This window comes from Geobacillus lituanicus, from assembly GCF_050994965.1.
Lineage (GTDB): Bacteria > Bacillota > Bacilli > Bacillales > Anoxybacillaceae > Geobacillus > Geobacillus stearothermophilus.
The window spans coordinates 1609417-1634552 of sequence record NZ_CP194773.1 but is presented as its reverse complement, the minus strand read 5'-3'; the positions used below and the strand labels follow the sequence as shown (position 1 = coordinate 1634552).

Below are 25136 nucleotides of genomic sequence, written 5' to 3'. Positions count from 1 at the left end.
TCCCCCTTATCCTAGTCGTTGTCTTGCATCAGCCGCACGTTTCAGCGCTTGGCCGATGAAATTTATGCACAGCATCATCACTAAAATAAGCAATGACGCAGGCAACCAAACCCACCATTTGTTTTGCAAAACATCCGGGTTGGTCGCATAGCTGACCAACGTCCCTAAGCTCGGCGTGCTCTCCGGCAGCCCGAAGCCAAGATACGTGAGCCCGGACTCGATGCCGATGTTGCCCGCCAAACTTAACGTCAAATTGACGATAATGATCGAGCTGAGGTTGGGCAAAATTTGAAAAATAATGATTTTCCAATCTGGCGTGCCGAGCGTTTTTGACGCGCTGACATAATCCAGCTCGCGCTCGGCCAGCGTTTTGGCGCGGATCAGCCGGGCTTTGCCCGTCCACAAAAACGCGCTCATGATCAAAATGAACGTCAATACATTATATTTAGGCACAATGGCGACAAAAACAATAACGAGCATCAAAAACGGCAGAACGAGAATAAAATCGATGATGCGCATAATGACATTGTCAATCCAGCCGCCGAAATAGCCGGCCACCAATCCGACAATGAGGCCGATCGCCCCAGTGATGAGCGTAATGGCCAGCCCGATCGTAAACGAATTGCGGGCGCCGATGATGAGCTGGCCAAACACGTCGCGCCCTCCGTAGTCTGTGCCAAGCCAGTGTTCCGCTGACGGCGGAGAATAGATGGAAAGAAAATCCACTTTCACGATTTCCTCTTGATCCAAAAAGAGCGACACGCCATAGACGATCGACAAAAGGATTCCTAAAATGATGAGCGAACCAAGCGCGAGCCGATCCCGAACCACCTCCCGCCACATGATCGAAAAGGCGGAAGGGCTTTTCTCGATGTTCGCTCCGGCCGGCGTTGGGCCGCTGATTTCCGCTTTCATGTCAGCTGCCTTCCTCCTTCCCTACTCAATCCGGATGCGCGGGTCGACCGCACTCAAAATGATGTCCGACAACAGCGTGCCCACCAGCGTCGCCAGGCCGGAAATCATGACGAGCGCCGTCACGACGCTGTAATCCCGCTGCATAATCGACTGCAAAAACAGCTGGCCAAGCCCCGGATAGCTGTAGATCGACTCCAAAAACACGGAACCGCCGACAAGCCCGGTGATCTCATACCCTAAAAACGCCGCGATCGGCAAAAACGAATTGCGCAAAATATGGCGCCAATAGATGTGCCGCTCCGGCACGCCTTTCGCCCGCGCCGTTTTCACGAAATCTTTCACTTTCGTATCGACGATTTCGCTGCGCAAATATTGAATCGTAACGACCGTGTTGATGAGCGCTCCCGACAACGCCGGAAGCATGAGATGGTTCAATTTGCTTAAATAGTAAGCGAGCGTCCCTTCCTCGACCTGAACGTCCACGCTGCCGCCGGTTGGAAACCAGCCAAGGTGAAAGCCGAAAATAAACAGCATGATCAAAGCAAAAATGAACAGCGGCGTGGCAAACCCGAGATAGCTGTAGCCGACGATCAGCTTATCAGCCCATGTATTTGTCCATCGCCCCGACACGATGCCAAGCGGAATGGCAATCAGGTACGTCAAAATTAAAATCGCCGCCGACAGCAACACCGTATTCCCGATCCGTCCGGCCAGCAGATCAGTGACCGGCTGCTGGTGGGTATAGGAAAGGCCGAGATCCCCTTGCAGCATGTTTTTCACCCAACGGATGTATTGAATATGTACCGGATCATTCAAGCCAAGTTTTTCCCGCATTTCCTCAAGCGTCTGCGGATCCATTTTCGGGTTGGCCGCCAGCTGCCCCGTCAGCGCATCGCCCGGCATCGCCTTCGCCAGCAAGAAAATGAGGACGCTCAGCAAAAACAATTGCGGAATCATAATGAGGATTCGCCGTAAAATAAATTTCAGCATCTTCCCGTCTTCCCCTCTTTACGGAATGGCCACCGAGTGCGTCGGCGAAATCGGCTTGAGCGGGTGAGCCCGGCCGTTTGCATCAAAATAGCGGGAATACGACTGCTCATATTCTTTTTCCACTTCGCGGCGAAGCGCCTCCTGCCGGCCGCGTTCGCGCGGATCGGCGTTCGGAATGGCGGAGAGCAGACGTTTCGTATAAATATGTTGAGGATTCGTAAAAATCTCCTCGCTCGTCCCTTCCTCCACGAGCCGGCCGCGGTACATAATGCCGATGCGGTCGCACATATGCCGGATGATCCCTAAATCATGGCTGATGAACAAATACGTCAGCCCGTACTCCTGCTGGATTTCTTTCATGAAATTCAACACTTGCGCCTGCACCGACACATCAAGCGCCGACACCGGCTCATCGGCGATGATGAGCTTCGGATTGAGCGTGAGCGCCCGCGCAATGCCGATGCGTTGGCGCTGTCCGCCGGAAAATTCATGCGGATATTTGTAAATCGACTCCGCGCTCAAGCCGACCCGCTCTAAAACGTATTGCACCTTCTGCCGCTCCTCTTGCGGGGACAGGCGTTCAAAATTGCGGAGCGGCTCGGCGACAATGTCGAGCACACGTTTGCGCGGATTGAGCGAAGAATACGGATCTTGGAAAATCATCTGGATGTCTTTCCGATACGGATGAAACTCGCGGCGGCGAAGCTTTGTCAAATCCGTCCCTTCAAACAGCACTTCCCCGGCCGTGGCGCGGATCAAACCGATAATCGTGCGCCCTGTCGTCGTCTTGCCGCAGCCGGACTCGCCGACGAGCCCGTACGTTTCCCCTTTGTTCAGCGTGAAACTGACATCGTCCACCGCGCGGACATGGTCGACCACCCGGCGAAAAAAACCGCCGCGCACCGGATAGTATACTTTCAAATGGTTGACGTTAAGAAGCGCCATAGCCGATTCCACCTACCGTTTGATCATCGGGAAAATAAAAATGTTGATAACATGTGCAACGCACCCAGTGCCCCGGCTCCACTTCCCGCAACTTCGGATCCGATTCGTGCTTATCCGCCCCAATCCAGCTGATGCGCGGCTGGAAGCGGCAGCCGCGCCGCGGCAGTTTATGCAGCGGCGGAACGATCCCTTGGATGACGTGGAGTCGTTCCTTTTTCGTCTGCGCAGACGGGATCGACTGCAACAATGAGCGAGTGTATGGATGAAGCGGACGGTGAAAAATGGTATCGACGTCCGCTAACTCAACGATTTCCCCAGCATACATGACCGCCACACGGTCCGCCATTTCCGCCACCACCCCCAAATCATGCGTGATTAAAATAATGCTCGTTTTCATTTGCCGCTGCAACTCTTTGAGCAGCCCTATGATCTGCGCCTGAATCGTCACATCAAGCGCCGTTGTCGGTTCATCGGCGATGAGCAGGGCGGGCTCGCAGGCGATGGCGATCGCGATGACGACCCGCTGCCGCATCCCCCCGGACAACTCGTGCGGATAACGGTGGTACACCTTTTCCGGCTCCGGAATGCCGACTTTGCGAAGCAAGACGATCGTTCGCTTCTTTTTTTCGGCTGCTGACAGCCGCAGATGGTAATCCATGCTTTCTTCGATCTGCCGGCCGACCGTCATGAGCGGATTGAGCGCCGTTAACGGATCCTGAAAGATCATCCCGATTTCTTTGCCGCGGATGCGATTGAGTTCGGCAACGGAGAGCGACAGCAAATTTGTCCCTTTAAAGTGCAGGCGCCCCTCAATTTTTGTCTTTTCGGGCGGGTGGAGACCCATGATCGACAAAGCGAGTGCGCTTTTGCCGCAACCCGACTCCCCGACGAGAGCGACGACTTCGTTCTCTCCGATCGCCAGCGAAACGTCGTCGACCGCCGCATAATAGTCATCACCGATGCGGAAAGAGACTCGCAACTCCTCAATTTCCAATAACGTTTGCTTTGCCAATGTGTCCTTCTCCCTTTTGTTAGTATTACTAAATTTTAGACTATAATATTTAGAAGGCCGGTGATTTAACGAATGTAAAGCTTTACAGCAGTATTTCTCCAATTAAGAAACTTTGCAACACCTTGTTTTCATTCCAGGTGATTTCTCACGGATCGAGCGAATCCGTTGTTTTTCACCAACCTTTTAGATAATATTCTATCATTTTTTTTCGTAAATTCAATATTTATAGAAAAATATCAGTAAATTTTTTGATTCCTTTCCAGTCTTATACCTCATAGAAAAACATGACTGTGAACTACAGCTCAGTTTCAACCACTATTTTTTGGACAATAAATAAGCAGATGCTCCACGAAAGGAACATCTGCCTAAGCAATGAACAAAAAAGTGGAAAAGGACACAGCTTGACCGCGGCCGCCCATTCACGATCGATTATTGCTTTGTTCCCTATAGTTATTTAAACGCCATCGCCGCCCGCACCGCTTTTTTCCAGCCATCGTAGAGCATCGTTCGCTTGTCGTCATCCATCTTCGGCTCAAACCGGCGCTCGAGCTGCCATTGGGCGGCGATGTCATCCCGGCTGTTCCAATAGCCGACGGCCAATCCGGCCAAATACGCCGCGCCCAAGGCCGTCGTTTCATTCACGACCGGCCGTTCAACCGGAACGGCCAGCAAATCGCTTTGAAACTGCATCAATAAGTTGTTTTTCACCGCCCCGCCGTCAACGCGCAGCGTCGTCAGCGAGATGCCGGAATCGGCTTCCATGGCGGCAAGCACATCTTTTGTCTGGTAGGCGAGCGATTCCAACGTCGCCCGGATGAAATGCTCTTTCGTCGTGCCGCGCGTGAGGCCAAACACCGCGCCTCGCACTTCGCTGTCCCAATACGGGGTGCCGAGGCCGACGAACGCTGGGACGACATACACCCCGTCGGTCGACTCGACTTTTTCGGCGTACGCTTCGCTGTCCGCCGCCGTTTTGATCATCCGCAAGCCGTCGCGCAGCCATTGAATGGCCGAACCGGCGACGAAGATGCTGCCTTCAAGGGCGTATTCGACCTTGCCGTCTATTCCCCAAGCGATCGTCGTGAGCAGCCCGTGTTTCGACGCGACCGCCTTTTCCCCGGTGTTCATGAGCATAAAGCAGCCGGTGCCGTACGTATTTTTCGCCATCCCTTCCGTAAAGCACGCCTGCCCGAACAAGGCCGCCTGCTGGTCGCCCGCCGCCCCGGCGATCGGCACCTCGACACCAAAGAAGTGATAAGGGGCGGTTTTCGCGTACACTTCCGACGACGGCCGAACCTCAGGAAGCATCGCCTTCGGTACGCCTAGGATATCAAGCAGCTCGTCATCCCACTCGAGCGTATGAATGTTGAACATTAATGTGCGCGACGCGTTCGAGTAATCGGTTACATGGGCGCGGCCGCCGGACAGCTTCCAAATGAGCCACGTATCGATCGTGCCGAAAAGCAATTCGCCGCGCTCCGCCCGTTCGCGCGCTCCGTCGACATGATCCAAAATCCATTTCACTTTTGTCCCGGAAAAATAGGCGTCAATAAGCAAGCCGGTTTTTTTGCGAAACAACGGGTCATACCCTTTCGCCTTCAGTTCATCGCAAATATCGGCCGTCTGCCGCGACTGCCAGACGATGGCGTTGTAAATCGGGTTGCCTGTGTCTTTCTCCCACACCACCGTCGTCTCCCGCTGGTTCGTAATCCCGATCCCTGCCACTTGTTCCGGCTTCACTTGCGTCTCGGACAAAACGCTCGCGATGACGGCGAGCACCGAGCCCCAAATTTCGTTCGCGTTATGCTCGACCCAGCCCGGCTGTGGGAAATATTGCGTAAACTCTTTTTGAGCGATATGGACGATTTCGCCCTTTTGATTGAACAAAATCGCGCGCGAGCTCGTTGTGCCTTGGTCGATGGCTAACATGTATTGATTCATAACCTTCTTCCCCCTTCTCCTTGATGAGCTTGCAATCCCCATATGCCAGCTACAGAGAACGGCGGCTTGTGGCGCTCACTGTCTTTCCGTTTGTCATCTTCGCCGCCGCCAAAACGGCTGCCGTTGCCGCCAGCACTCCCCATAATGCGCCTGACGGTTTTCCCAAGAAAACAGCTTTATACACCAAACTGCCTAGCGCGCCGCCAAGCAGCGGTCCGACGATCGGCACCCATGCGTACGACCAGTTTGATGATCCTTTCCCTGGGATGGGCAGCAAAAAGTGGGCTAACCGAGGCCCAAAGTCGCGGGCCGGATTAATGGCGTATCCCGTCGTGCCGCCGAGCGACAGGCCGATCGCCACGATCAAAAAACCAACGACAAACGGATTAAGCCCATCGGCGAACTGGTTGGCGCCAATGGCCAAGATGGCCAACACCAACACAAACGTGCCGATGATCTCGCTAAGCAAGTTGGCAGCCGCATTCGGCACGGCCGGACCTGTCGCAAACACGCCAAGCTTGACGCCCGGGTCGTCCGTTTCTTTCCAATGCGGCCAATAGTGGAGGTAGACAATGACCGCTCCCATGACGGCCCCAAGCACTTGCGCCGCAATATAGCCCGGCACGTCTTTCCACGGAAAATCACCGGCGAGCGCCAACGCGACTGTCAGCGCTGGATTGAGATGGGCGCCGCTATACTGGCCGACAGCGTATACGGCCACGGCCACCGCCAACCCCCACCCCATCGTAATAACAATCCAGCCGGAGTTGGCCGCGTATGATTTTTTCAAGTTGACCCCGGCGCATACACCCGCGCCGAAAATGATGAGCAAGGCTGTGCCGATGAGCTCCCCTAAAAATGGCGACATTTGTTCTCTTCCCCCTTTTCTTCATTTCGTGATTTCTTCTTCCATTTCCTGTTTGTCCAGCCCCTCCGGAGGGTGAACCGTTGGGCGAAAAAGCAAAAACCCACACACTTCCCCGCTCATCAACGAGGAATATGTGTGGGTCTCCGCTTCTCCACCCCAACGTATTAACTTGCTTTTAGCATATCACCTGTTGAAAACGCTGTCAACCTATTTTTTCGGCAAAATTTGCACATAATCGAAGTCGAGCGTATCAACCGCGTCTTCGATATGAAGGCGGGTGATGAACCGATAAGACCGACCGGGGCGCGATGGCGGCAATGTTTCCGGAATCGTGTAGGAAAACGGGATCTCCTTTTTCTCGCCCGGCTTGATCGAAAACGCTCCGGCCGCCGGAATGACGGCGACAATGGCATCCAGTTCCTTGCCGTTTTCGATCGTTTTTTGCACGAGCTCGACATCAAGCCGCTCGATCCTTTGTTCCACTGTTCCGCCGTAAATGTGGACGATCCCTTGAATCACTTCTCCTTGGCGCCATAACGATTTATTTAAGATCAAGTCGACGTGCGCCGACCCGACTCCGACTTTTGACATCATTTTGCGAAGCAGCATCGTTGTCACCTCTTTCGCTATCTCTCGTTGTTTACATATACGAAAAAAACCGCCGCCCGTTTCAGCGCCGGAGCAAAAAATAAACAGACGCGCCTAGCGGCGGCGGCCTGTTTCCGGTTGAAACAGACGAACGCGGTTTTTGTTACCGCTTACATTCGAGATTACTGCATTCTCTATCGATTGTCAATCGGTTATTCGTACACATTTTCGTTCTCGATAATGTAGTCGATCCGGATGACCGGGACGTCTTGCTGCTCGACTTCCGCGACAATCAAGCCGATGCGGTCGTTGTAAATGCAAAATGTGTCCTGCCCTTTGCGGAACGCCGATTCCCCGTACGAAAGTACCATGTTGTAAATTTTATTGTCGCTGAAATAGCGGCGGCTTACTCTGCTGCCCAGCCGGACGATCACTTCTTTTCCCGCGATTTTTCCGCGGTACATCCGCTCCTCCCCCTTTGCGTCGTTCCTATTCCAATGTATGGCTGTCGTTGCCCGTTCATGACTTTTTTCTCCCCGGACGGCCTGTTTTCCTTTGCTGAACAGCATTTTTTCAGCGGGGGACACTTTTTTTCGGAAATTTCCTTTCTTTTGCTTGACGCGGCAGCTCCGAATAGTGTATAGTAAAGTCATCACATAACAGAATATATTTCAGGCATTCATCATGAGGACGCACCTTGGTTGGCTGTGGAGTATATTTTGTTATTTGATAAAAATCTTGAGGTTAGCCAAGTTGGCTAAAGGTATTAGGAGGAATTCAGCATTATGCAACGTGGTAAAGTAAAATGGTTTAACAACGAAAAAGGCTATGGTTTCATCGAAGTGGAAGGCGGTTCGGACGTATTCGTTCACTTCACGGCGATCCAAGGTGAAGGGTTCAAATCGTTGGAAGAAGGCCAAGAAGTTTCGTTTGAAATCGTACAAGGAAACCGCGGACCGCAAGCAGCGAACGTTGTCAAATTATAAGGCTTCGTTGACATAGACGAGAGAACGGGAGCGGAAAGAAAGGCATCCTGCATAAGCAAGGATGCCTTTTTTATGTCCGTTTTGCATAGTTCCCACCAAGCGGCAAACAATAACAAAAGGGAGGTGTTCATATGGCCAAACGCGATGCCGACGTACATACGGGATACAATGACTTAAAGCAAGTGGAAATGTTCGTCGAAACAGCGGAAAAAATGGTCGGCCAGGCGACGATGCAGCTCGATCCGGAGATGCTCAATCACGCTGCAGAAGCGGTCGAAAACGCCCGCCGCCAACTCGCCCGCGCCCGTCAACAGGCGACTGGCGTCGACGGCGACTTTCTCACCCAGTGCGAACAAAAATTGGCTCGCGCCGAGCACCAGCTTCGCGAGGCGCAACAATAACCCCATCCGACAGAGCTTCGCTTGCGAAGCTCTTTTCACTGCGCCGAGCACAGAGGGGGGGATAGACGGCGGCCGATGTGCGGCCGCTCCCGGACAGCGCCATGTCATGCGGCTTGGCATCGCGCCCGCAAACCGGCTTCCGTTCAGGCCTCCGCTATTGGCGCGGCCGCGGTGGGACGGAAAGCAGCTTCTCCCCGTACCGCCGCATTTGCTCTCCGACCGTGCATTGTTGGATGCAAAACGACTGGGCGTACGTTTTGCCGTACTCTTTGCGGAACGTGCTTTTTAAAAAACAGCCGTCGCAATACGTTTCTTCCAGTCGGGCGATCTGTTCCAATATTTCTTTTCGTTCGTTTCGTTTTTTTTCCATACAACCTTACCCTTTCTCTTCCAATTCCGTGCGGCTCGTGATCAGCTGTCCGTCCAACGCCTGACGGGCGAGCGAATCGGCCTCTTTGTTCTGCTTGCGCGCAATCGGTTCATATACCGGTTGAATGTCGAGCTCGCGCAGTTTCGCTTCGATGCGGTCAAGCCAAGCGTTATAATCATCTTCAAAGCACGGCCAGTCGCCCGACAGCTGCTTCAGCACCACATGGGAATCGCCGCGAAACGTCACCGGCAAATGGCGGACGCCCAGTTCTTCGAGCAGCTGCATGACAAACCAAAAAGCCGCATACTCGGCTTCGTTGTTCGATTTGATTTCCCCGAGCCGGCGGTTGGCGCGCAGCCGGTAGCGGTGGTCGTTTTGCTTATAGTACACGACCGCCCCTGCGCCGCCTTGGGACGTCTCATGATCAAACCCGCCGTCAAAATAGACGACGACCTCATGCGGCTCGCTGGCGATCTCTTCAAGCAGCTTTTTCAGCTCTTTTTTTGACCATGCCACCCCGTTTCGGTCGACAAACTCAAGCGCTTTCACCCGCCCGGTTTTCTCGAAATCATCGGCCAGCATGAGCGCCTCTCTTGCTTCAATCCAATCCGTCAAGAGGAACGTTTCCTGCTTTTTCGGCGTGATATATGTCCAGTGGATTTGCACCTCCAACGTTGTCACCCTTCCGCATCGCCATGATCAAAGCCGGTTTTTATTTTATCACATTTTCGTCCTTGTTCATTATTTAATTATTATGCACGGCAGCCTTCTATTTCAACCGATTTTGACGCCAAAGCCTCGGCTTTTTTCCAAAAAAGTATGTTTTTTTCGCCGCGTTTATGGTACACTAGCGGCTAGCAACCGATCAACGGGTGGAAAAGACCGACAAGGGGGAGTCGAATTGAAGCAGCAAACCGTCGCTGATTTAAGTTTGTTGGCGGTAACGTTCGTCTGGGGGACGACGTTTGTCGTCGTCCAAAACGCCATTTCCTTTTTGGAGCCGTTGTCGTTTAACGCTGTGCGCTTCAGCCTAGCCGGCTTGCTGCTGCTCGCCTGGGCTGTTGTCCGATCCCGCTCGCTGTTGTCCGACCTTTCATGGCGGGTCATCGGCGCCGGGGCGTGGATGGGGCTTTGGCTGTTTTGCGGCTATGCGTTTCAAACGATCGGGCTGTTGTACACGACGTCGTCGAAAGCTGGATTTATTACCGGGCTGAGCGTCGTGCTCGTGCCGCTCTTTTCCGTTTTCATTTTAAAGCAAAAGCCGACCGCCAACGCCGCCATTGGGGCAGCGCTCGCCGCCTTTGGCTTGTATTGGCTGACGGGCGGAGCCGAGTTGTCATTCAACCGCGGCGACTTGTTCGTCTTTTTTTGCGCTGTTTCGTTTGCCATGCACATTATTGTCACCGGCCGATATTCATCGCGTTATTCGACCGTGCTGCTGACGACAGTGCAAATTTTTACCGTTGCTGCGCTTTGTTTCCTTTTTGCCGTTTGGTTTGAAGATGCCGCCGACATGTGGAACATAGCCGTGCTTCGCCGTCCGGAAGTGTGGGGGGCGCTTGCCGTGACGTCGCTGTTGGCGACGACCGCCGCCTTTTTCATTCAGACGGCGGTGCAAAAATATACAACCCCCACCCGCGTCGCGCTCATTTTTGCCATGGAGCCGGTGTTTGCCGCCTTAACTGCCTATCTCTGGGCCGGCGAGCGGCTGTCGCCGTCTGCCTGGCTCGGCGGTGTGGCGATTTTCGCCGGCATGATTCTCTCGGAACTTCCGAGTGCGCGCTTATGGGGGAAACGGTGGCGGGAAAAACGGAACATCTCCTCCTAGCGGCGGCAGAAGCTGTCCCGCCTAAAAAGCGGGACAGCTTTTTTCTGCTAGGCGTCTCGCTTCCCGCTTATTCCGGTCCGCGTACGCCTCGTCCTCTTCACCACTTAAAAGGTTCGCGCCGGCGTCGGCACGCCCAATACGAAAGAGCACCGGTCGCCATGCCCAAGAGCACCCCGCCGACGACTTCGATCGGCTCGTGCCCGAGCCGGGCGCGCAGCTGCCGCTGTCGTTTGTGATAAACGGTTTGTTTTGGGTCTCCTTCTAACTTTTTTACTTCCTCGGCAAGCTCGTTCAGGCGAAGGGCGAGTTCGCCCGCCTGGCGCCGCACGCCTTGCGCATCATACATGACGATCAATCCGAACAACGCCGCCAGGGCAAAATCAATCGTTCTTACCCCCCGCTCCAAGGCGATAAATGTCGCCAACGACGAAACGCCGGCAGAGTGGGAGCTTGGCATTCCGCCGGTTTCGAAAAAGAGCCGCCAGTCCCAGCGGCCTGTCTCAAGCTGCTTGATCGGAATTTTTAAAAATTGTGCCAGTGCAATCGTCGCGAGCGCTGTTTTTAATCCTTTGTTCATCGTTCCTCTCTCCTTTGTCGGCCGTGCTTTGCTTATATTTTCACCCCGATCGGCCATACTATCCGAGTGGAGGTGAAAACGATGGCGAAAAACGGCGGCCGCAACCGCGGCACAAAGGCGCCGGGCGTCAACCCGCAAGGCTTTGGCCAAGACGGAACGTTCACCCCGGATCCAAAAAGCAAGCTTGAGAACGCAGCGAAAAAGCTCAACACAAAATAAAAGCAGGCTTCCCGATATGGGAGCCTGCTTTTTGTCGTTATTGTTTCACTTTCGCCAATTTTTCGCGCAACACCATTTGCAAAATGCCGCCGTGGCGGTAGTAGTCGATTTCGACTTCGCTGTCAAAGCGGACGATGACCTCAAATTCTTTCTTTTCACCCGTATCCGGGTTCGTCGCCGTCACTTTGACGAGGTCGCGCGGTTTGACGTTTTCATCAATGTGGACTTCGAACACTTCTTTGCCGGTCAAACCAAGCGTTTCAGCGTTTTCGCCTTCTTTGAACTGCAACGGCAAGACGCCCATCAAGACGAGGTTCGAGCGGTGGATGCGCTCAAAGCTTTCGGCGATGACCGTTTTAATGCCGAGCAAGAACGTCCCTTTCGCCGCCCAGTCGCGCGAGCTGCCCATGCCGTAGTCTTTGCCGGCAATGACGACAAGCCCGGTGCCGTCTTGTTTGTATCTCATGCACGCATCGTACATCGACATCACTTCGCCGGTCGGCCAGTACGTCGTATAGCCGCCTTCCGTGCCCGGCGCGATTTGGTTGCGGATGCGGATGTTGGCGAACGTGCCGCGCATCATCACTTCGTGGTTGCCGCGCCGCGAACCGTACGAGTTGAAATCTTTCGGCTCGACGCCTTTTGAAATCAAATATTGACCTGCCGGCGTGTTCTTGCCGATGGACCCTGCCGGCGAGATGTGGTCGGTCGTGACCGAGTCGCCGAACTTGCCGACGACGCGCAAGCCGGTGAGCGGTTCGACTTTGCGCACTTCCGGCGACAAGCCTTCAAAGAACGGCGGATTTTGAATGTACGTCGAGTTTTCATCCCATTGGTAGAGCGGCTCGTCCGTCGTTTCGATGGCGTTCCAGCGCGGGTTGCCGTCGAACACGCGCTCATATTCTTTGCGGAACAGTTCCGGATCGACCGCCCGTTTGACGACGTCTTTCACTTCTTCCATCGACGGCCAAATGTCGCGGAAATAGACGTCGCTGCCGTCTTTGCCTTTGCCGATCGGCTCGCTAAGCAAGTCAATGTCGACCGTGCCGGCGAGCGCATAGGCGACAACAAGCGGCGGCGATGCCAAATAGTTGCCTTTGACAAGCGGGTGGATGCGGCCTTCAAAGTTCCGGTTGCCGGACAGGACGCTTGTCACGAGCAGATCGCTTTCCGCGAGCGCTTTTTCGAGCTCCGGCGCAAGCGGACCCGAGTTGCCGATGCATGTCGTGCAGCCGTAGCCGACGAGGTGGAAGCCGAGCTGCTCAAGATACGGAAGCAACCCCGAGTCACGCAAGTAGCCGGTGACGACTTTCGAGCCCGGCGCGAGCGACGTTTTCACGTATTTCGGCACTTGCAAGCCTTTTTCGACCGCTTTTTTCGCCACTAAGCCGGCGGCGACGAGAACGTACGGGTTGGATGTATTGGTACAGCTCGTGATCGCCGCGATGACGACAGCGCCCGTTTTCAATTTCACTTGTTCGCCGTTCAGCTCGACCGTAATTTCCCGCTCCAAGTCCGCTTCCGTCAAGCCAAAGCCTTGGTTGCCTTGCGGCGCTTTCACCGCGTCGCGGAACGACTGTTTCATTTTCGAGAGCGGGATCAAGTCTTGCGGCCGTTTCGGGCCAGACAAGTTCGTTTCAATTTCCGACAAGTTGATTTCCACAACATCCGTAAACACCGGCTCCGGTGCATCCGGCGTGTAGAACAAACCGTTCGCTTTGCAATACGCTTCGACGACTTGAACGTGATGTTCGTCGCGGCCGGTCAAGCGCAAATAGTCAAGCGCTTCAGCGTCGACCGGGAAGAAGCCGCACGTTGCCCCGTATTCCGGCGCCATGTTGGCGATCGTCGCCCGGTCGGCAAGCGGCAAAGTCGCCACTCCTGGTCCGAAAAATTCAACGAATTTGCCGACGACGCCTTTTTTCCGCAACACTTGCGTCACCTTAAGCGCCAGGTCAGTCGCCGTCGCTCCGTCCGGCAGCTTGCCTGTCAAGCGGACGCCGATGACTTCCGGAACCGGGAAATACGACGGCTGGCCGAGCATGCCGGCTTCCGCTTCAATGCCGCCGACTCCCCAACCGAGGACGCCGAGGCCGTTGATCATCGTCGTATGCGAGTCCGTGCCGACAAGCGTATCCGGGAACGCTTCGTACTCGCCGTTCTCCCCTTCGACCGCGTGAACGACGCTTGCCAAATATTCCAAGTTCACTTGGTGGACGATCCCCGTTGCCGGCGGAACGGCGCGATAGTTGTCAAACGCTTTTTGCGCCCATTTCAAAAATTTGTACCGTTCGGCGTTCCGTTTGAATTCCAAATCCATGTTGTACTCTAGCGCATCGTCCGACCCGTAGCGGTCGACTTGCACCGAGTGGTCGATGACGAGATCGACCGGAATTTCCGGGTTGATTTCGTACGGGTCGCCGCCTAGATCCGCCATCGCTTTGCGCATCGAAGCCAAATCAACGACAGCCGGCACGCCCGTGAAGTCTTGCAAAATGACGCGCGACGGCTTAAACGGCACGTCGATGTCCTTCATCTCGGGCGTTCCCCATTTGGCCAAGTTTTCGACGTGCTCTTTCGTAATGACGCGCCCGTCGACTTGGCGGAGCACCGATTCAAGCAATACTTTGATCGAGTACGGCAGGCGGCTCACCTGGCCGATGCCCGCTTCTTCAAGCGCTTGCAAACGGTAATAATTGTATTTTTTACCGTTGACTTCGAATGAAGAGCGGGCGTTGAACACATCTTGTTTCGCCATATGTATAACCCCCTTCACTTCACAATAATACTATACTATTTTTCCGAGCGAAAGTCGAAAAAATAGCACGAATTCTCCCAATCCCCATAAAGTTCGGCACGACTTTATATTATTATAGAACAGAACGAGTTGTAAATAATGTTTTCCAACGAGCCGCCATCTTATTTCCTTGCTGCGGCAAAAAAAGAATAAGGCGGCCGTTTCGTCGCAAACTAGAAGCGGAGGTGAACAAAACATGGGCAAACGGAAAGCGAACCACGTCATCCCCGGCATGAACGCTGCAAAAGCGCAAGGGATGGGCGCCGGCTACAATGAAGAATTTTCCAACGAACCGTTGACCGAAGCGCAGCGGCAAAACAACAAAAAACGAAAAAAGAACCAATGACTTGGCGCCCGTTTCGCCACCCAGGCCTGCCATAACCGCATGGCCCGCTCTCTTCCGGCCATAAGAAGCGGGAAAACGTCTAGAATCCCAACCTGTTGCAGGCGGCCAATTCGCCATTTCCGAGCATCTGGGGGGATTGGCCACCTTGGGCAGCGATTCGTTCACACGATTGGGAGACGGTGTTGTTTGACCGCAAGCATCCCCATCGACAGGAAAAAGGGAATGACCGCCGCCGTCATTCCCTTACTCATGTTGATTCACTTCATCCACAATCGCCTGCAAATCGCTGCGGAATTTCTCGAGCTGTATGCGCTGTGTTTCCGAGGCGACTTCAAGGGCGTTTTCAATTTGCGCAAACGCCTCGTTCACTTCCTGCCGCAAATGGGCTAACTGATAGCCGTAATCAGCTTGATCACGGACGAGATGGTCATGCCACTCTTTTGCCTCCATCGTCGCCTTTTGCGCTGCTTGAAACGCCTCTTGCTTCGTTTTATGGTAAACCATGGCTCGTCCCTCCTTCGCAGTCATCGCGGTCGTTCACTACTTATCGTTTCAAACCGGGCGCAAATTATGCGCCGAATAAGCAAAAGCACAACGCCGCATGCTAACGGACAAAGGAGGGACAACAAATGACGAACAAAAACGACGGCAAAGATATGCGCAAAAACGCCCCGAAAGGCGACAATCCTGGGCAGCCGGAGCCGCTTGACGGTTCGAAAAAAGTGAAGAACCGCAATCACACGCGGCAAAAACATAACACAAGCCACGATATGTGACGCAAACAAGCCGAGTTTTCCTTCTCCGTTCAGCCGAGACCGGCGGCAGCCGGGAGGGCTGAACGGCTGGCGCCCTTATGTTCACATAATAAAATTATTGTAAAATCAACAAAGCGGGCGGTCGCTAGAACAGCCCGTTGCCGCCCGCCTTGGGTTCATTCCCGTTGAAGCGAATCATCCTCACCCGGTCAACAAGCCGGCCGACGACAATTATGATTCGGTTGTTTGCCGCTTGAGCGCTTCATACAGCTCCACGAATTCAGCGGCTAAATCCTTGACCGTGATCGCCGTCATTAAATGATCTTGGGCATGCACCATCAGAAGCGTCACCACCGGCTGCCCGCCGCTCGCTTCTTGTTGCAGCAGCTCGGTCTGCAACCTATGGGCCGCCTGCAGTTCCGCTCCCGCCTGTTCAAGCAGCCTGCGCGCCGCGGCAAATTCCCCTTTTTTCGCCGCTGCAATCGCCTCCATTGCATAACTGCGGCCGTTTCCCCCGTGAAGAATCAGTTGGAATACAGTTTGTTCATACGTTTGCATAACGCCATCTCCTATAGTTGATAGAATTCACGGTACGTAATTAACTGGACACCACGCTCTGCGATCTCCTTAGAGAGCGCTGGATCGGTCAGTACAGCCAACTCCTCGATCCGCTGCCGGCAATAAGAGCTTCCCGCAGCAAGAGGGGCGTCCATATAGGCCGGATGGCACATCACTTCTGCCGTCTGCCCGTCGCCAATCCGGTCGATGAGCGTCAAAAAATGGTCCTTTGTCAATCCATCCCCGTAAAAGTCGGGAAAAAAGACATCGACGGTTGCCAGCCGGTGCGGCCGTGTCGTCCGCACCGGACGGATCGGCAGCCGATAGCGTTCAGCCAATTGTTCCACAACCGGAAACACATTCGGGTGCTCATGGACGTGATGATGGCTGTCGATATGCGTTGGAGAGAGCCCAAGCGAGAAAAACCGCTCGAGTTGGGCAGCAAGCTCCCGCTCGATATCGCTGCGCCTAGCGCCAGCAAGCGCCTCTCCACGCCTAGGAAACTCCCCGTTCTCGTTCACAAGCGACGGAACATCGGCCAGCGGCCGGCCGCACGTCAGCACAAAATGAATGCCGACGCCGAGTTCCGGATGTTCCTTCGCCAATCGGGCGGCGTGTTCTGCCGCTGGCATGTTGGCCATCAGCGTCGCCGACGTGACGACACCGTGTTGAAACGCTTCCAAAATTCCGTAGTTGACCCCTTTCGAGTAACCGAAATCATCGGCGTTGACTATGCAATAGCGCGGCATTTCGTTCCTCTCCTTATTTACAGCGATTGCGTTGTTCCCGCTCCGCTTGAGATCGTTGGATCGGTCTGCTCTTCGGCCGCTTTTTGTTTGTCCCAAATCGAGAAAAATGGATAGTAGATGGCAAACGCGATGAAGAAGTTAACGATTTGCAAAATACTCCCGGAAATTTTGCCTCCCGTCGCTAAATAGCCGCTGATCACGATCGGTGTCGTCCATGGCACGGCCACCCCGCTTGGTTTGGCGACAAGCCCGGTCGCCATCGCGGCGTAGGAAACAACCACAAGCACGACAGGCACGAGAATGAACGGAATGATCAGCAATGGGTTCATGACGATCGGCATGCCGAACGTGATCGGCTCATTAATATTGAAAATGCCGGGCGCGATCGCCAGCCGACCTAAGCTTTTCAGCTGCCGGCTGCGGGCCCGAAACATCATCGTCAACGCCAACGCCAATGTCGCTCCTGAACCGCCGATGTAAATCCAAAGATCAAAAAACTGTTGCGTAATGACGTTGGGCAGTTCGGCATTCGGATTTTGCTGGAACACCATTCGGTTTTCGTCCATCAGCGACAACCAAATCGGCCCCATTACTCCTCCTACGATCGCCGCCCCGTGCAAACCGGTCGACCATAGCAGCTGCACAAGCAGTACAGCGACAATGGCGCCAAATAAACTGCCGCCGAGCACACTGAGCGGTTTGTTTAGAAGCACAGATACAATATTATGGAAACTTTCAAACGGTGTCATTTCCAAAATAAGGCGGGCCACCCAGACAACGACGAGAACAGCGGCCCCCGGAATCAAAGCAACAAAGGAGCGGGCCACAGCAGGCGGCACCCCGTCCGGCAGCTTAATGACAATATTTTTTTGAATGATTTTCCGGTAAATTTCGGTTGACACAATCGCCAAAATCATGGCAACAAACAACCCCTTGCTGCCGACCCATTGCACCGGAATACCGCCGCTGACCATAATGGTTTCTTTCGCTCCTTCCGGCGTGAACGGCACTTGATACGGGGTTGCGAGCAAAAAAGCAGCCAGTGAAATCGCGCCGGCCGAAAGCGCATCAACTTTGTACTTTTCCGCCAACCGGTAAGCGACGCCGAAGCTGACAACAAACGCCATAATATCGAACGTCGCTCCAACCGGATAGAGAAGCTTATCAAGCCAATGCTCGCCGAACCATTTCGCCATCCATTCGTTGTAACCGGGAATCGGCAAAAAGCCAACGATTAAAAATAAAGACCCGATAATCAACAATGGCATCGACAAAATAATCCCGTCACGAATCGCCTGCAAATGGCGCTGTTCGGCAATCCTGCCGGCGATAGGCATCACACGCTCTTCCAACACACGAATAAACCGATCCATCCGCCCCTACCCCCTGTTTATTTTTTTAACCGCAGCGCAAAGTCCAACACGCCGGCGCCGTTGACACGCCCGTAGTCAGCTGGATTGATGACATCAACCGGAATGCCGCGCGCCTCACCCTCTTTTTTGAAGGCGGCGAGCTTATAGCGGATTTGTGGGCCAATCAGCACAACATCCGCCTGGTCGAGATGACTTTTCGCTTCATCAGCTGACACAGCCCAAATGTTCGCCTCGATCCCTTTTTGCTTTGCCGCCTCCTGCATCTTCGTCACGAGCAAACTCGTCGACATGCCGGCGGCGCAAATGAGTAAAATGTTCATCGCTTTTCTCCTCCTTTGTTTTGTGATCGCCATCTTAACAAGCAAATTCCATGCCAACAATAAAAAAGAAGTGAAAAGCGAGATCGGCTCATTGTGTGTCAGTCAGCGGCAACTGTGTATTGAAACCGTTTTCAATCAAACAGCGCAAAACAAAGAAGCAGACGCCTTATGTGTCCCGTTTTTGCTGCAGCGAGCGGAAAAAGCGAATAATGTGACACAATTCATTCTCACCGATGCGAACGCCGTACCGCTGTTCGAGCGGAAACAACCCCTCCTTCACGATCGTATACAGCGGTTCGTGTTCACAGCAACCACCGTCCGTCCCAGCATCGCTTGATGGTTCACCGGCCAACAACCGATCAAGCAGGCAGCATAAATGAAGGACAAGTCCGGCCATATCGCTGGACTGCGACGGAAACCCAATCTCTTGGCTGATCGACGCGAGCACCGCACGGATCACCGGAATCGCCCGTCCTGAGGACAGATGGCGAAGATGGCCGTCCAGTTCTCGGGCCATATGCATATACATTTCTTCATCATCGACAAGCGCTTGTATTTCTTTCATGGCTTTCAGACTGAGCACTTCGTCCAAAGCAAAGTGCGGAACCCGTTCATCGAGGCGGAAATGGCTGACGATGGCGACGATTCGAACATGTTTGGCTATGTTTGACAACCTATTTTGCGCTTCTTTTTCATCAACGATATGAATAGGGATAATTTCCCATAATTGTTCATCAAGCTGCAAGTAAGTTTCCAATATATGCTTTAATGCAAGCGCACTTCCTTTTCCCGTCAAACAAGCCGTAACAATCGCCAGTCTATCTTGCTCCGCCCCGTCCTCTTCCCAAAACGGTTGGCTCATATAATATGGCGCAGCGGTTTTCACTTCGTTATAAATGTCGACAAGCGAATAGCCGAGCATCGCTTTGCGGGCGGCTTCCAATACATGCGGCGTACTCGCTGCAGAAATGACTTTCACAGGAATGGCAAGCTCTTTTTCTAAAAAATGGGCAAAAGACACGAGCGATCCCATATCAACAAGCAGCAATGCCCCTTTCGTCGATGCAACCGGCTGCAAGACCGCTTTTACTTGCTTGTAAACTTGTTTCGGGTCCGCATCGAGCGGCATATCGACCGCTTGCACGCATGCGGCTGCCAACAATTTGTTGACGACATCCGCCATAGCCGACGCAACGCCGTTGCCATGCATGATGACAACCACCGCCACCCGCTCTTCCTGTTCCTCCTGTTCTTCGTCACGGTGCGCGAAAAACATGGTCAAAAACCCCGCTTCATCGATGGGAAAATCAATGCGCATCTGTTCTTCCATAAGCTGCAAGCAGTCCAAGGCAACGGCAAACTCTTTTTTATAAGCGGTGCGCACCTGATTGAGCTGTGGGTGGGTCACGGCGTTCCCGGTCCGAAGGCGATTAAGCGCCGTTTGAATATGCAAAGCGAGCGCATACACCACCTTTTCCGGGAAACGGCGTTCCAGTCTGTTCTCCGCGTAGGCGATTAGCGCCTCGGTTAATGACAGGACGTCAGGTGCGATCATTTTCTCCAGATCGCAGCGATCGCGAATGCGGCGATGAAGACTTTTCATATACTGCGAAACATAACGTTCAATGTCCATCTCAAGCAGCAAATCCAGTTCATCGCCGGTGACGCCCTGCTTTTTCAACTCACTGTATTTGCGCTCAATATTGTCATAAATCGATTGCTGGTCATCATTCACCAGTTCTGGTCGGCATTCGCCTCCATGCGCTGAAAACACGCACCGACCGTGCGGCAGCGGAAAGGAGGCGGCCTGCGGATGCTTTTTCTCGAGCAGCAGCCCGCTTTGCACCTCAAACGACAAGTCAGCGCGCTGGATGCGGACGTTTTCTTTTTTTCCGGTGACATAGTCGGCATACGCCTTGGCGCAAACGAGCTGAATGTCGGCTTTCAGCTGTCCGACGTTGTTTGGACAGGGGTAAAACAAAAAGGCGCGCAACGCATTGGCAGAGACATGAATGTCTTTCCCGAGGCGCACCGCTTCCTGTTGAAAAAATTGCATGACGAGACAGTACCGTTCCTCAAGCGTCCGCTTCTCAAGCGGCGGCAGCCAAATATGCATCGGAATGCGGCGACGAAACGTTTTCAGCAAGTTGGATTCCGGGTTTTCAGTCGTTGCGCAAATCAACAGCACATCAGCCTTTCGTTCCGTGTCCGTTTCCCCTAGCCGGCGGTAGACGCCGCGGTCAATGAATGTAAACAGCATCTCCTGACCTTCCGCCGGCAGGCGGTGCACTTCATCTAAAAATAAAATGCCTCCATCCGCCTTCTCAAGCAGCCCTTTTTGTTCATGCGCTCCCGTGTACGCTCCTTTCCGGATTCCAAACAGTTGCCCAAGCAACAGTTGCGGGTTGTTGGCGTAGTCAGCACAGTTAAAAGTCACAAACGGCGCCCCCGGCGGAAAACGGCCAGTTGCGACGGCAAATTCATGGAGCAACTCGGCAAACATCGATTTTCCCGTCCCAGTTTCCCCGACAATCAGCATCGGCAGTCCTTTCGGCGGATACAAGAGGGCAGCTTTGCCCTGCTCGATGGCCATGGCCAAACTCGGCTGTTCGGCGGCAAGCCGGTCCAACCGCGGCGCTGTCGCTCTATTGCCGGCGACCGCAAACCGCACCGGCCTTCCCGGCCGTTTTTGCACTTTTCCTTCCCTCCACAACCGATTCAAATCGCGGCTGACGTTAGCTCGATCCAATCCGAGAGCGTCAGCTAGCTCCTCTGCGCTCGCCCACGACTCTCCGCTCTTCTTCCACTGACACAGCGTGTTATAGATGAGATCGATTCTTTTCACGATCGCTCCCCTCCTCGTTACACACATTCGCAGCCGCCGGTCGAAATTCCTGCCGAATCGTGATGAAACAACGCCGGCCCGCCGCTATGCACAAAACAAAAGAACGAGGCCTTATTCGACCCCGTTCATCTCGCGAAGACATGGTGCCCGATGCGAATCGTCACCGGACGCGATAACATCCATTTGTCTTTGGTGATTTTCGGATTGTAGAAATAAAGCGAGCCGCGGCGGTCGTTTGGGAATAAGGCTAGCGCCTTGTCAACCGCCTCGTAATCTTGCTTGGTCGGCTGAATGCGGGTCAATTTCCCCGTTTTCACCGGCACAAACGCATAGCCGGATTTCGTTTTTTGATAAATAACGCCGCGCACCGTCTTTGGAAACTCTGGGTGCGTTGTACGGTTTAAAACCACAAGCGCCACTTCCACCTTGCCGGCAAACGGCTCGCTCGAACCGGTCTCCGCCTGCACAAGCTGGGCGAGCAGCTTCCGGTCGGCGGCGCTTAATGAGATCGATTTCTTCTTTGCCGGCGCCGAAGCCGATCGCTTCGCCGCAGCCGGCACTTTTATCTTTTCGCCGGCATAAATCACATCGCTTTTTAACCCGTTTAACAACTTTAACGAAGCAACCGTAGTATGATATTGTTTGGCGATCTTCGACAACGTATCCCCTTTTTTCACTTGATAGTATGTATACGAGCCAGCCGCTTCCGCCGACAGCCCATGAGAGCTTAACGCCATACAGCAAATGATCGTGAGCGCTGCAATCGTCTTTTTCACTTTCACTCTGCGCATCCCCCTCATCGTTGCCTTTTGGCTTTTTTTCTTTGTTTACTAGATTAGCAGGCAAAGAAGGGAACGTCACTGTATATCTTTTCCATACAAAGCGGCCGGCGGCTTTCAATCCATTGGCGCTGTAAGGTGGGACAAGCTTTTTTACAGTTGCATTACAGTTGCGTTACGCTTCGTAACAAGCCGCTGTTTGAAACTTGCCAAACAGCAAGCTTTTCGACATAATAGTAGACGAATCTTGCCTATGGCAAAAACAGTTGATCATCATGTTGGGGTGGGGATCGTGCTGACCGGATGGTTTCTTTGGTTTATTTTGCTTTGGGTCGTCTTTTTGCTTGTCATGATGTCGATCGGCGGCTTTTTCATGTTCCGCAAGTTTTTGAAGCGGCTGCCGAAAGAAGATGGGAAATCGGAGCTCGACTGGCAGGAATATTACATTGAACAGACGCGTCATCTATGGGGGGAAGAAGAAAAAGCGCTGCTTGAGGAGCTTGTCCGCCCTGTGCCCGAACTGTTTCGCGACGTGGCCCGGCAAAAAATCGCCGGCAAAATCGGCGAGCTTGCGCTCAAGGAACAGGCGCCGCGCATCACACGCGACTTGCTGATCCGCGGCTATATCATCGCAACCCCCAAGCGCGACCATAAGTTTTTGATCCGGACATTGCAGGCGAAGAACATCGATCTCGCCCCTTATAAACATTTATTGGAAAGCCGCTGACGCTCATCCGAACCGACAGATGAGCCGGCGGCTTTTTCACCATTTCGCCTCGCGGCTCGCTGCGGCCGCTACGCGGCAAACAAGAGGCGGATCTCAACGAAAACGCAACGTTTGACGCCTCGCGGCCGTTTTATGCACTTGGCGCAAGAAAAGGCGTCTACATTCTCTCGGACGCCTTTTCACGTAAGAATCGGCGGTTTCAGCTGCGCTGCCAGTTTTCTATACGAAACATACATCGCAATCCGCCATGGGACGATCATTGAAAACGCGAGCAAATAAAACATGCCGCTTAACTGGCGATAGTCGATCGTTCGACCTAAATACGTTTTCAAGCCAAGACGAATGACAATCAACCCGAGCAAAATCCAAATAAAGGATTTTGAACGTTTCAAATAAATATCGTTGCCGCGGATTTCAAATTTCGACGTTTTAATGAGAAACAGCGAGAAGAACAGGCCGAGAATGACCGCCTCAATGAGCTCCCCGCGCGTAACGCGAAAGACCGGATCGATGAACATGAGCGCCCCAGTGCTCATAAACAGCGGCGGCAAAATAATTTTTTTGGCATTCGTCGGCTTTTCTGACGCCTTCATGCGCACAAAAAAGATGAAAAACGCCATTACAACGGCGATGAGCGATGTAATGAACGCCAAAGCCATCACCTTCTTCCGGCAAAATTCATGGACAACGCTATCATTATAACAAAAAACGCGGCGCTTGCCTATGCTCGCCTTTCCCTGGAGTCAGTCAAGACTTTGTGGAGAACATTTTTTCGGTTCACTACGGGTGTTGTCAATCACTAGTTATAGAACCATTTTCAGGAATTAATATCGTAAGCGCTTTCGGACTCTCATCCCTCATCTTGAAGTGATGATATTGTATTCCATTTTTTTACACCCAACCACCATCCCGGAGCGCCGACAACGCTTGATGGATCGGCGTCCCGGATGACCGCTGCAGACACGGTAGATTCTGACGCACCACATCTGCCCATAACCGTCCGGCCTTCCGTTTGGCCTGTTCGATCCGCTTGGACTTTGTTGAGGCCGAGACGGCCGACTGGGGCTCTTGCTCCTCCCACCGTCCCTTTCTCCACCCGATCCCGTCGATTCGGGCCGCCATCGCCCTCAGAAACGCCCGAAGCCCTTGGTCTTTCCAGCTGCGGCGGGATTTCACCCGATGCGCAAACCGGCTCATCACGCTCTCGGCGTGGCCCATCGGACGCATGCCGGTCGTCTCCACCCCTTGCTCCGACAGCCACTCCCGATAGTCCCGGATGCATCCCGGCATCGACTCGATCCGGCGAATCAAGGCGGCCAGCTGTTGTTCTTTGCCTTCGTCCTCCAACGTGCCGACCGCGCTGTTCAGCTCCACGAGAAGCCCCTCTTCGTCTTGTTTCGCCAGCTTCTTCCGCACCTCCCGCCAACGCGGATGGCCGGACAGACACTGACGCAGCTCCCGCGCCACATGAAATCGATCCAGCTGAAAGCACGCCCGCTTCCCAAAATACTCCCGGCAGGCTGTGATCCACGACGCCGCGTCGCCGTTGATGATCAAAAGGTCCCGGCACGGGTCATAGGCATATTCGTTCATCAGCCACTCCTCAAACCGTTCCCACACGTCTCCCGCCCCTTCATGGAGGTAGTGGCGCCGGTTCACGAGCTCGAGCTGCGAACCGTTTCGTTTCCATCCCTCGTGAACCGCCAGGATTTTCTCTTCTTTCGCCCGTTTCCCTTTCCCCTGGCGGGAAATGAACAGCCCATCCGCCTCCACAAACAGCACTCGGCCGTGCCGTTGGGAAACAGGGTGGTGCAGCGAGACAGGGGCCTCCAGCACCAGTTGGCGAATCGCCTCGTGGCTCATGACCGCATACCCCACGATCGACTCCAACGTACGGGCCGCTTTGCGGTAGGAAGAGCACTCTACGGCCAACTCGACCGCCGTTTCCTCGAGGCAAGGACTGATCGATCGGGCCCCATCAAAGCCTAATTCGGCATCCAGCAAGAAGGTATAGTTCCCCGTTTGCCGGTCATAGTAGTAGTTCCGTCGAAACGTCACTTCTCCAAACAGCGTTTGGATCGTAGTCGGCCGTTTGTCTTTCAGCTGATACCGGCGCTTGTCCCGCGCTTCCGCCAGTTGTTGATCAATCTCCTCCAAAAGGGCCGCCAACAAGACAGCGAACACCTTTTGAAGAGTTCTGACTAATTGTTCCTGAGTCAGTCAAGACTTTGTGGAGAACATTTTTTC

Annotated in this window: 28 protein-coding genes; 7 read left to right on the top strand and 21 right to left on the bottom strand. The window is 53.8% G+C overall.

Annotated elements, in window-relative coordinates; translation table 11 throughout:
- Positions 1 to 6: 6 nt before the first annotated feature.
- From ACR1UW_RS08255 to ACR1UW_RS08220, 8 genes are all read right to left on the bottom strand, one after another.
- Entirely contained in the window at positions 7 to 915 is a 909-nt protein-coding gene (locus ACR1UW_RS08255; protein ID WP_050368557.1) for an ABC transporter permease, read from the bottom strand.
- Positions 916 to 936: 21 nt separating this feature from the next.
- Positions 937 to 1905, bottom strand: a complete 969-nt coding sequence (opp4B, locus tag ACR1UW_RS08250) for an oligopeptide ABC transporter permease (RefSeq protein WP_498932847.1) — start codon at positions 1903 to 1905, stop codon at positions 937 to 939.
- 18 nt (positions 1906 to 1923) lie between these two features.
- Entirely contained in the window at positions 1924 to 2850 is a 927-nt protein-coding gene (locus ACR1UW_RS08245; protein ID WP_004892015.1) for an ABC transporter ATP-binding protein, read from the bottom strand.
- Complete coding sequence (locus ACR1UW_RS08240; RefSeq protein ID WP_033006278.1) at positions 2837 to 3862, bottom strand: ABC transporter ATP-binding protein; 1026 nt, start codon at positions 3860 to 3862, stop codon at positions 2837 to 2839. The genes ACR1UW_RS08245 and ACR1UW_RS08240 overlap by 14 nt, the downstream gene beginning before the upstream one ends.
- Positions 3863 to 4312: 450 nt before the next feature.
- Positions 4313 to 5803, bottom strand: a complete 1491-nt coding sequence (gene glpK / locus ACR1UW_RS08235) for a glycerol kinase GlpK (RefSeq protein ID WP_498932845.1) — start codon at positions 5801 to 5803, stop codon at positions 4313 to 4315.
- Positions 5804 to 5852: 49 nt separating this feature from the next.
- The gene (locus ACR1UW_RS08230) at positions 5853 to 6671 is read right to left on the bottom strand and encodes an MIP/aquaporin family protein (RefSeq protein WP_050368555.1); all 819 of its coding nucleotides are present in this window, start codon (positions 6669 to 6671) and stop codon (positions 5853 to 5855) included.
- A 207-nt stretch (positions 6672 to 6878) separates the two neighbouring features.
- Positions 6879 to 7280, bottom strand: coding sequence for a sporulation protein (locus tag ACR1UW_RS08225; RefSeq protein ID WP_498932843.1), 402 nt, complete (start codon positions 7278 to 7280; stop codon positions 6879 to 6881).
- Positions 7281 to 7471: 191 nt separating this feature from the next.
- Positions 7472 to 7723: a hypothetical protein gene (locus ACR1UW_RS08220; RefSeq protein WP_033008855.1), complete on the bottom strand. Its 252-nt coding sequence runs from the start codon at positions 7721 to 7723 to the stop codon at positions 7472 to 7474.
- A 321-nt stretch (positions 7724 to 8044) separates the two neighbouring features.
- On the opposite strand from ACR1UW_RS08220, the gene cspD reads away from it, so the two are divergent.
- Positions 8045 to 8245, top strand: coding sequence for a cold-shock protein CspD (cspD, locus tag ACR1UW_RS08215; protein ID WP_033015550.1), 201 nt, complete (start codon positions 8045 to 8047; stop codon positions 8243 to 8245).
- Positions 8246 to 8376: 131 nt separating this feature from the next.
- Positions 8377 to 8646, top strand: a complete 270-nt coding sequence (locus tag ACR1UW_RS08210) for a DUF2564 family protein (protein ID WP_033008293.1) — start codon at positions 8377 to 8379, stop codon at positions 8644 to 8646.
- Between the two features lie 154 nt (positions 8647 to 8800).
- Here the strand turns inward: ACR1UW_RS08210 and ACR1UW_RS08205 are convergent, their stop codons facing one another.
- Positions 8801 to 9016, bottom strand: a complete 216-nt coding sequence (locus ACR1UW_RS08205; protein WP_013523468.1) for a zinc-finger domain-containing protein — start codon at positions 9014 to 9016, stop codon at positions 8801 to 8803.
- A gap of 6 nt (positions 9017 to 9022) precedes the next feature.
- Positions 9023 to 9688: a ribonuclease H family protein gene (locus ACR1UW_RS08200; RefSeq protein WP_013523467.1), complete on the bottom strand. Its 666-nt coding sequence runs from the start codon at positions 9686 to 9688 to the stop codon at positions 9023 to 9025.
- A gap of 229 nt (positions 9689 to 9917) precedes the next feature.
- Between ACR1UW_RS08200 and ACR1UW_RS08195 the strand changes: the two genes are divergently transcribed.
- On the top strand, positions 9918 to 10844 hold the full coding sequence (locus tag ACR1UW_RS08195) for a DMT family transporter (RefSeq protein WP_044744162.1): 927 nt from the start codon (positions 9918 to 9920) through the stop codon (positions 10842 to 10844).
- 97 nt (positions 10845 to 10941) lie between these two features.
- On the opposite strand, the gene ACR1UW_RS08190 is transcribed toward ACR1UW_RS08195, so the two are convergent.
- On the bottom strand, positions 10942 to 11421 hold the full coding sequence (locus ACR1UW_RS08190; protein WP_289643897.1) for a divergent PAP2 family protein: 480 nt from the start codon (positions 11419 to 11421) through the stop codon (positions 10942 to 10944).
- Positions 11422 to 11502: 81 nt separating this feature from the next.
- Between ACR1UW_RS08190 and sspL the strand changes: the two genes are divergently transcribed.
- Positions 11503 to 11640, top strand: coding sequence for a small, acid-soluble spore protein L (sspL, locus tag ACR1UW_RS08185; protein ID WP_047753318.1), 138 nt, complete (start codon positions 11503 to 11505; stop codon positions 11638 to 11640).
- Positions 11641 to 11677: 37 nt separating this feature from the next.
- Here sspL and acnA read toward each other — a convergent pair whose 3' ends face one another.
- Positions 11678 to 14398 (bottom strand): aconitate hydratase AcnA, encoded by a 2721-nt coding sequence (gene acnA / locus ACR1UW_RS08180; RefSeq protein ID WP_498932839.1) that lies wholly within the window; start codon positions 14396 to 14398, stop codon positions 11678 to 11680.
- A 235-nt stretch (positions 14399 to 14633) separates the two neighbouring features.
- Here acnA and sspO point away from each other — a divergent pair, with 235 nt between their 5' ends.
- Entirely contained in the window at positions 14634 to 14783 is a 150-nt protein-coding gene (gene sspO / locus ACR1UW_RS08175; RefSeq protein ID WP_020959472.1) for a small acid-soluble spore protein SspO, read from the top strand.
- 243 nt (positions 14784 to 15026) lie between these two features.
- On the opposite strand, the gene ACR1UW_RS08170 is transcribed toward sspO, so the two are convergent.
- Positions 15027 to 15287, bottom strand: coding sequence for a hypothetical protein (locus tag ACR1UW_RS08170; RefSeq protein WP_094239934.1), 261 nt, complete (start codon positions 15285 to 15287; stop codon positions 15027 to 15029).
- Between the two features lie 125 nt (positions 15288 to 15412).
- Between ACR1UW_RS08170 and ACR1UW_RS08165 the strand changes: the two genes are divergently transcribed.
- Entirely contained in the window at positions 15413 to 15559 is a 147-nt protein-coding gene (locus ACR1UW_RS08165; RefSeq protein ID WP_011230843.1) for a small acid-soluble spore protein P, read from the top strand.
- A gap of 210 nt (positions 15560 to 15769) precedes the next feature.
- On the opposite strand, the gene ACR1UW_RS08160 is transcribed toward ACR1UW_RS08165, so the two are convergent.
- The 6 genes from ACR1UW_RS08160 to ACR1UW_RS08135 all read right to left on the bottom strand — a co-directional run bounded on the left by ACR1UW_RS08160 (position 15770) and on the right by ACR1UW_RS08135 (position 22183).
- Complete coding sequence (locus ACR1UW_RS08160; protein WP_498932836.1) at positions 15770 to 16096, bottom strand: PTS lactose/cellobiose transporter subunit IIA; 327 nt, start codon at positions 16094 to 16096, stop codon at positions 15770 to 15772.
- Between the two features lie 11 nt (positions 16097 to 16107).
- Complete coding sequence (gene chbG / locus ACR1UW_RS08155) at positions 16108 to 16845, bottom strand: chitin disaccharide deacetylase (protein WP_062898544.1); 738 nt, start codon at positions 16843 to 16845, stop codon at positions 16108 to 16110.
- Positions 16846 to 16862: 17 nt separating this feature from the next.
- Positions 16863 to 18218 (bottom strand): PTS cellobiose transporter subunit IIC, encoded by a 1356-nt coding sequence (gene celB / locus ACR1UW_RS08150; protein WP_498935232.1) that lies wholly within the window; start codon positions 18216 to 18218, stop codon positions 16863 to 16865.
- A 17-nt stretch (positions 18219 to 18235) separates the two neighbouring features.
- Complete coding sequence (locus ACR1UW_RS08145) at positions 18236 to 18538, bottom strand: PTS sugar transporter subunit IIB (RefSeq protein WP_498935230.1); 303 nt, start codon at positions 18536 to 18538, stop codon at positions 18236 to 18238.
- A gap of 166 nt (positions 18539 to 18704) precedes the next feature.
- Positions 18705 to 21383, bottom strand: coding sequence for a sigma-54-dependent transcriptional regulator (locus ACR1UW_RS08140; protein WP_498935228.1), 2679 nt, complete (start codon positions 21381 to 21383; stop codon positions 18705 to 18707).
- Between the two features lie 125 nt (positions 21384 to 21508).
- Positions 21509 to 22183 carry a cell wall hydrolase gene (locus tag ACR1UW_RS08135; RefSeq protein ID WP_198962497.1) on the bottom strand — a complete coding sequence of 225 codons (675 nt, stop codon included), beginning with the start codon at positions 22181 to 22183 and terminating at the stop codon, positions 21509 to 21511.
- 271 nt (positions 22184 to 22454) lie between these two features.
- Here ACR1UW_RS08135 and ACR1UW_RS08130 point away from each other — a divergent pair, with 271 nt between their 5' ends.
- Positions 22455 to 22889, top strand: a complete 435-nt coding sequence (locus tag ACR1UW_RS08130; RefSeq protein ID WP_011230841.1) for a DUF2621 domain-containing protein — start codon at positions 22455 to 22457, stop codon at positions 22887 to 22889.
- Between the two features lie 179 nt (positions 22890 to 23068).
- On the opposite strand, the gene ACR1UW_RS08125 is transcribed toward ACR1UW_RS08130, so the two are convergent.
- Together ACR1UW_RS08125 and ACR1UW_RS08120 are read right to left on the bottom strand one after the other, a co-directional pair.
- Positions 23069 to 23548: a CcdC family protein gene (locus ACR1UW_RS08125; protein ID WP_498935226.1), complete on the bottom strand. Its 480-nt coding sequence runs from the start codon at positions 23546 to 23548 to the stop codon at positions 23069 to 23071.
- 232 nt (positions 23549 to 23780) lie between these two features.
- Positions 23781 to 25109, bottom strand: coding sequence for an ISLre2 family transposase (locus ACR1UW_RS08120; RefSeq protein ID WP_498935283.1), 1329 nt, complete (start codon positions 25107 to 25109; stop codon positions 23781 to 23783).
- Positions 25110 to 25136 lie beyond the last annotated feature (27 nt).

Coding starts and splice junctions, on each gene's coding strand:
- ACR1UW_RS08255 (WP_050368557.1), bottom strand. CDS start 915: ATGAAAGCGGAAATCAGCGGCCCAACGCCGGCCGGAGCGAACATCGAG.
- opp4B (WP_498932847.1), bottom strand. CDS start 1,905: ATGCTGAAATTTATTTTACGGCGAATCCTCATTATGATTCCGCAATTG.
- ACR1UW_RS08245 (WP_004892015.1), bottom strand. CDS start 2,850: ATGGCGCTTCTTAACGTCAACCATTTGAAAGTATACTATCCGGTGCGC.
- glpK (WP_498932845.1), bottom strand. CDS start 5,803: ATGAATCAATACATGTTAGCCATCGACCAAGGCACAACGAGCTCGCGC.
- ACR1UW_RS08230 (WP_050368555.1), bottom strand. CDS start 6,671: ATGTCGCCATTTTTAGGGGAGCTCATCGGCACAGCCTTGCTCATCATT.
- ACR1UW_RS08225 (WP_498932843.1), bottom strand. CDS start 7,280: ATGCTGCTTCGCAAAATGATGTCAAAAGTCGGAGTCGGGTCGGCGCAC.
- ACR1UW_RS08220 (WP_033008855.1), bottom strand. CDS start 7,723: ATGTACCGCGGAAAAATCGCGGGAAAAGAAGTGATCGTCCGGCTGGGC.
- cspD (WP_033015550.1), top strand. CDS start 8,045: ATGCAACGTGGTAAAGTAAAATGGTTTAACAACGAAAAAGGCTATGGT.
- ACR1UW_RS08210 (WP_033008293.1), top strand. CDS start 8,377: ATGGCCAAACGCGATGCCGACGTACATACGGGATACAATGACTTAAAG.
- ACR1UW_RS08205 (WP_013523468.1), bottom strand. CDS start 9,016: ATGGAAAAAAAACGAAACGAACGAAAAGAAATATTGGAACAGATCGCC.
- ACR1UW_RS08190 (WP_289643897.1), bottom strand. CDS start 11,421: ATGAACAAAGGATTAAAAACAGCGCTCGCGACGATTGCACTGGCACAA.
- sspL (WP_047753318.1), top strand. CDS start 11,503: ATGGCGAAAAACGGCGGCCGCAACCGCGGCACAAAGGCGCCGGGCGTC.
- acnA (WP_498932839.1), bottom strand. CDS start 14,398: ATGGCGAAACAAGATGTGTTCAACGCCCGCTCTTCATTCGAAGTCAAC.
- sspO (WP_020959472.1), top strand. CDS start 14,634: ATGGGCAAACGGAAAGCGAACCACGTCATCCCCGGCATGAACGCTGCA.
- ACR1UW_RS08170 (WP_094239934.1), bottom strand. CDS start 15,287: ATGGTTTACCATAAAACGAAGCAAGAGGCGTTTCAAGCAGCGCAAAAG.
- ACR1UW_RS08165 (WP_011230843.1), top strand. CDS start 15,413: ATGACGAACAAAAACGACGGCAAAGATATGCGCAAAAACGCCCCGAAA.
- ACR1UW_RS08160 (WP_498932836.1), bottom strand. CDS start 16,096: ATGCAAACGTATGAACAAACTGTATTCCAACTGATTCTTCACGGGGGA.
- chbG (WP_062898544.1), bottom strand. CDS start 16,845: ATGCCGCGCTATTGCATAGTCAACGCCGATGATTTCGGTTACTCGAAA.
- celB (WP_498935232.1), bottom strand. CDS start 18,218: ATGGATCGGTTTATTCGTGTGTTGGAAGAGCGTGTGATGCCTATCGCC.
- ACR1UW_RS08145 (WP_498935230.1), bottom strand. CDS start 18,538: ATGAACATTTTACTCATTTGCGCCGCCGGCATGTCGACGAGTTTGCTC.
- ACR1UW_RS08135 (WP_198962497.1), bottom strand. CDS start 22,183: ATGAGGGGGATGCGCAGAGTGAAAGTGAAAAAGACGATTGCAGCGCTC.
- ACR1UW_RS08125 (WP_498935226.1), bottom strand. CDS start 23,548: ATGGCTTTGGCGTTCATTACATCGCTCATCGCCGTTGTAATGGCGTTT.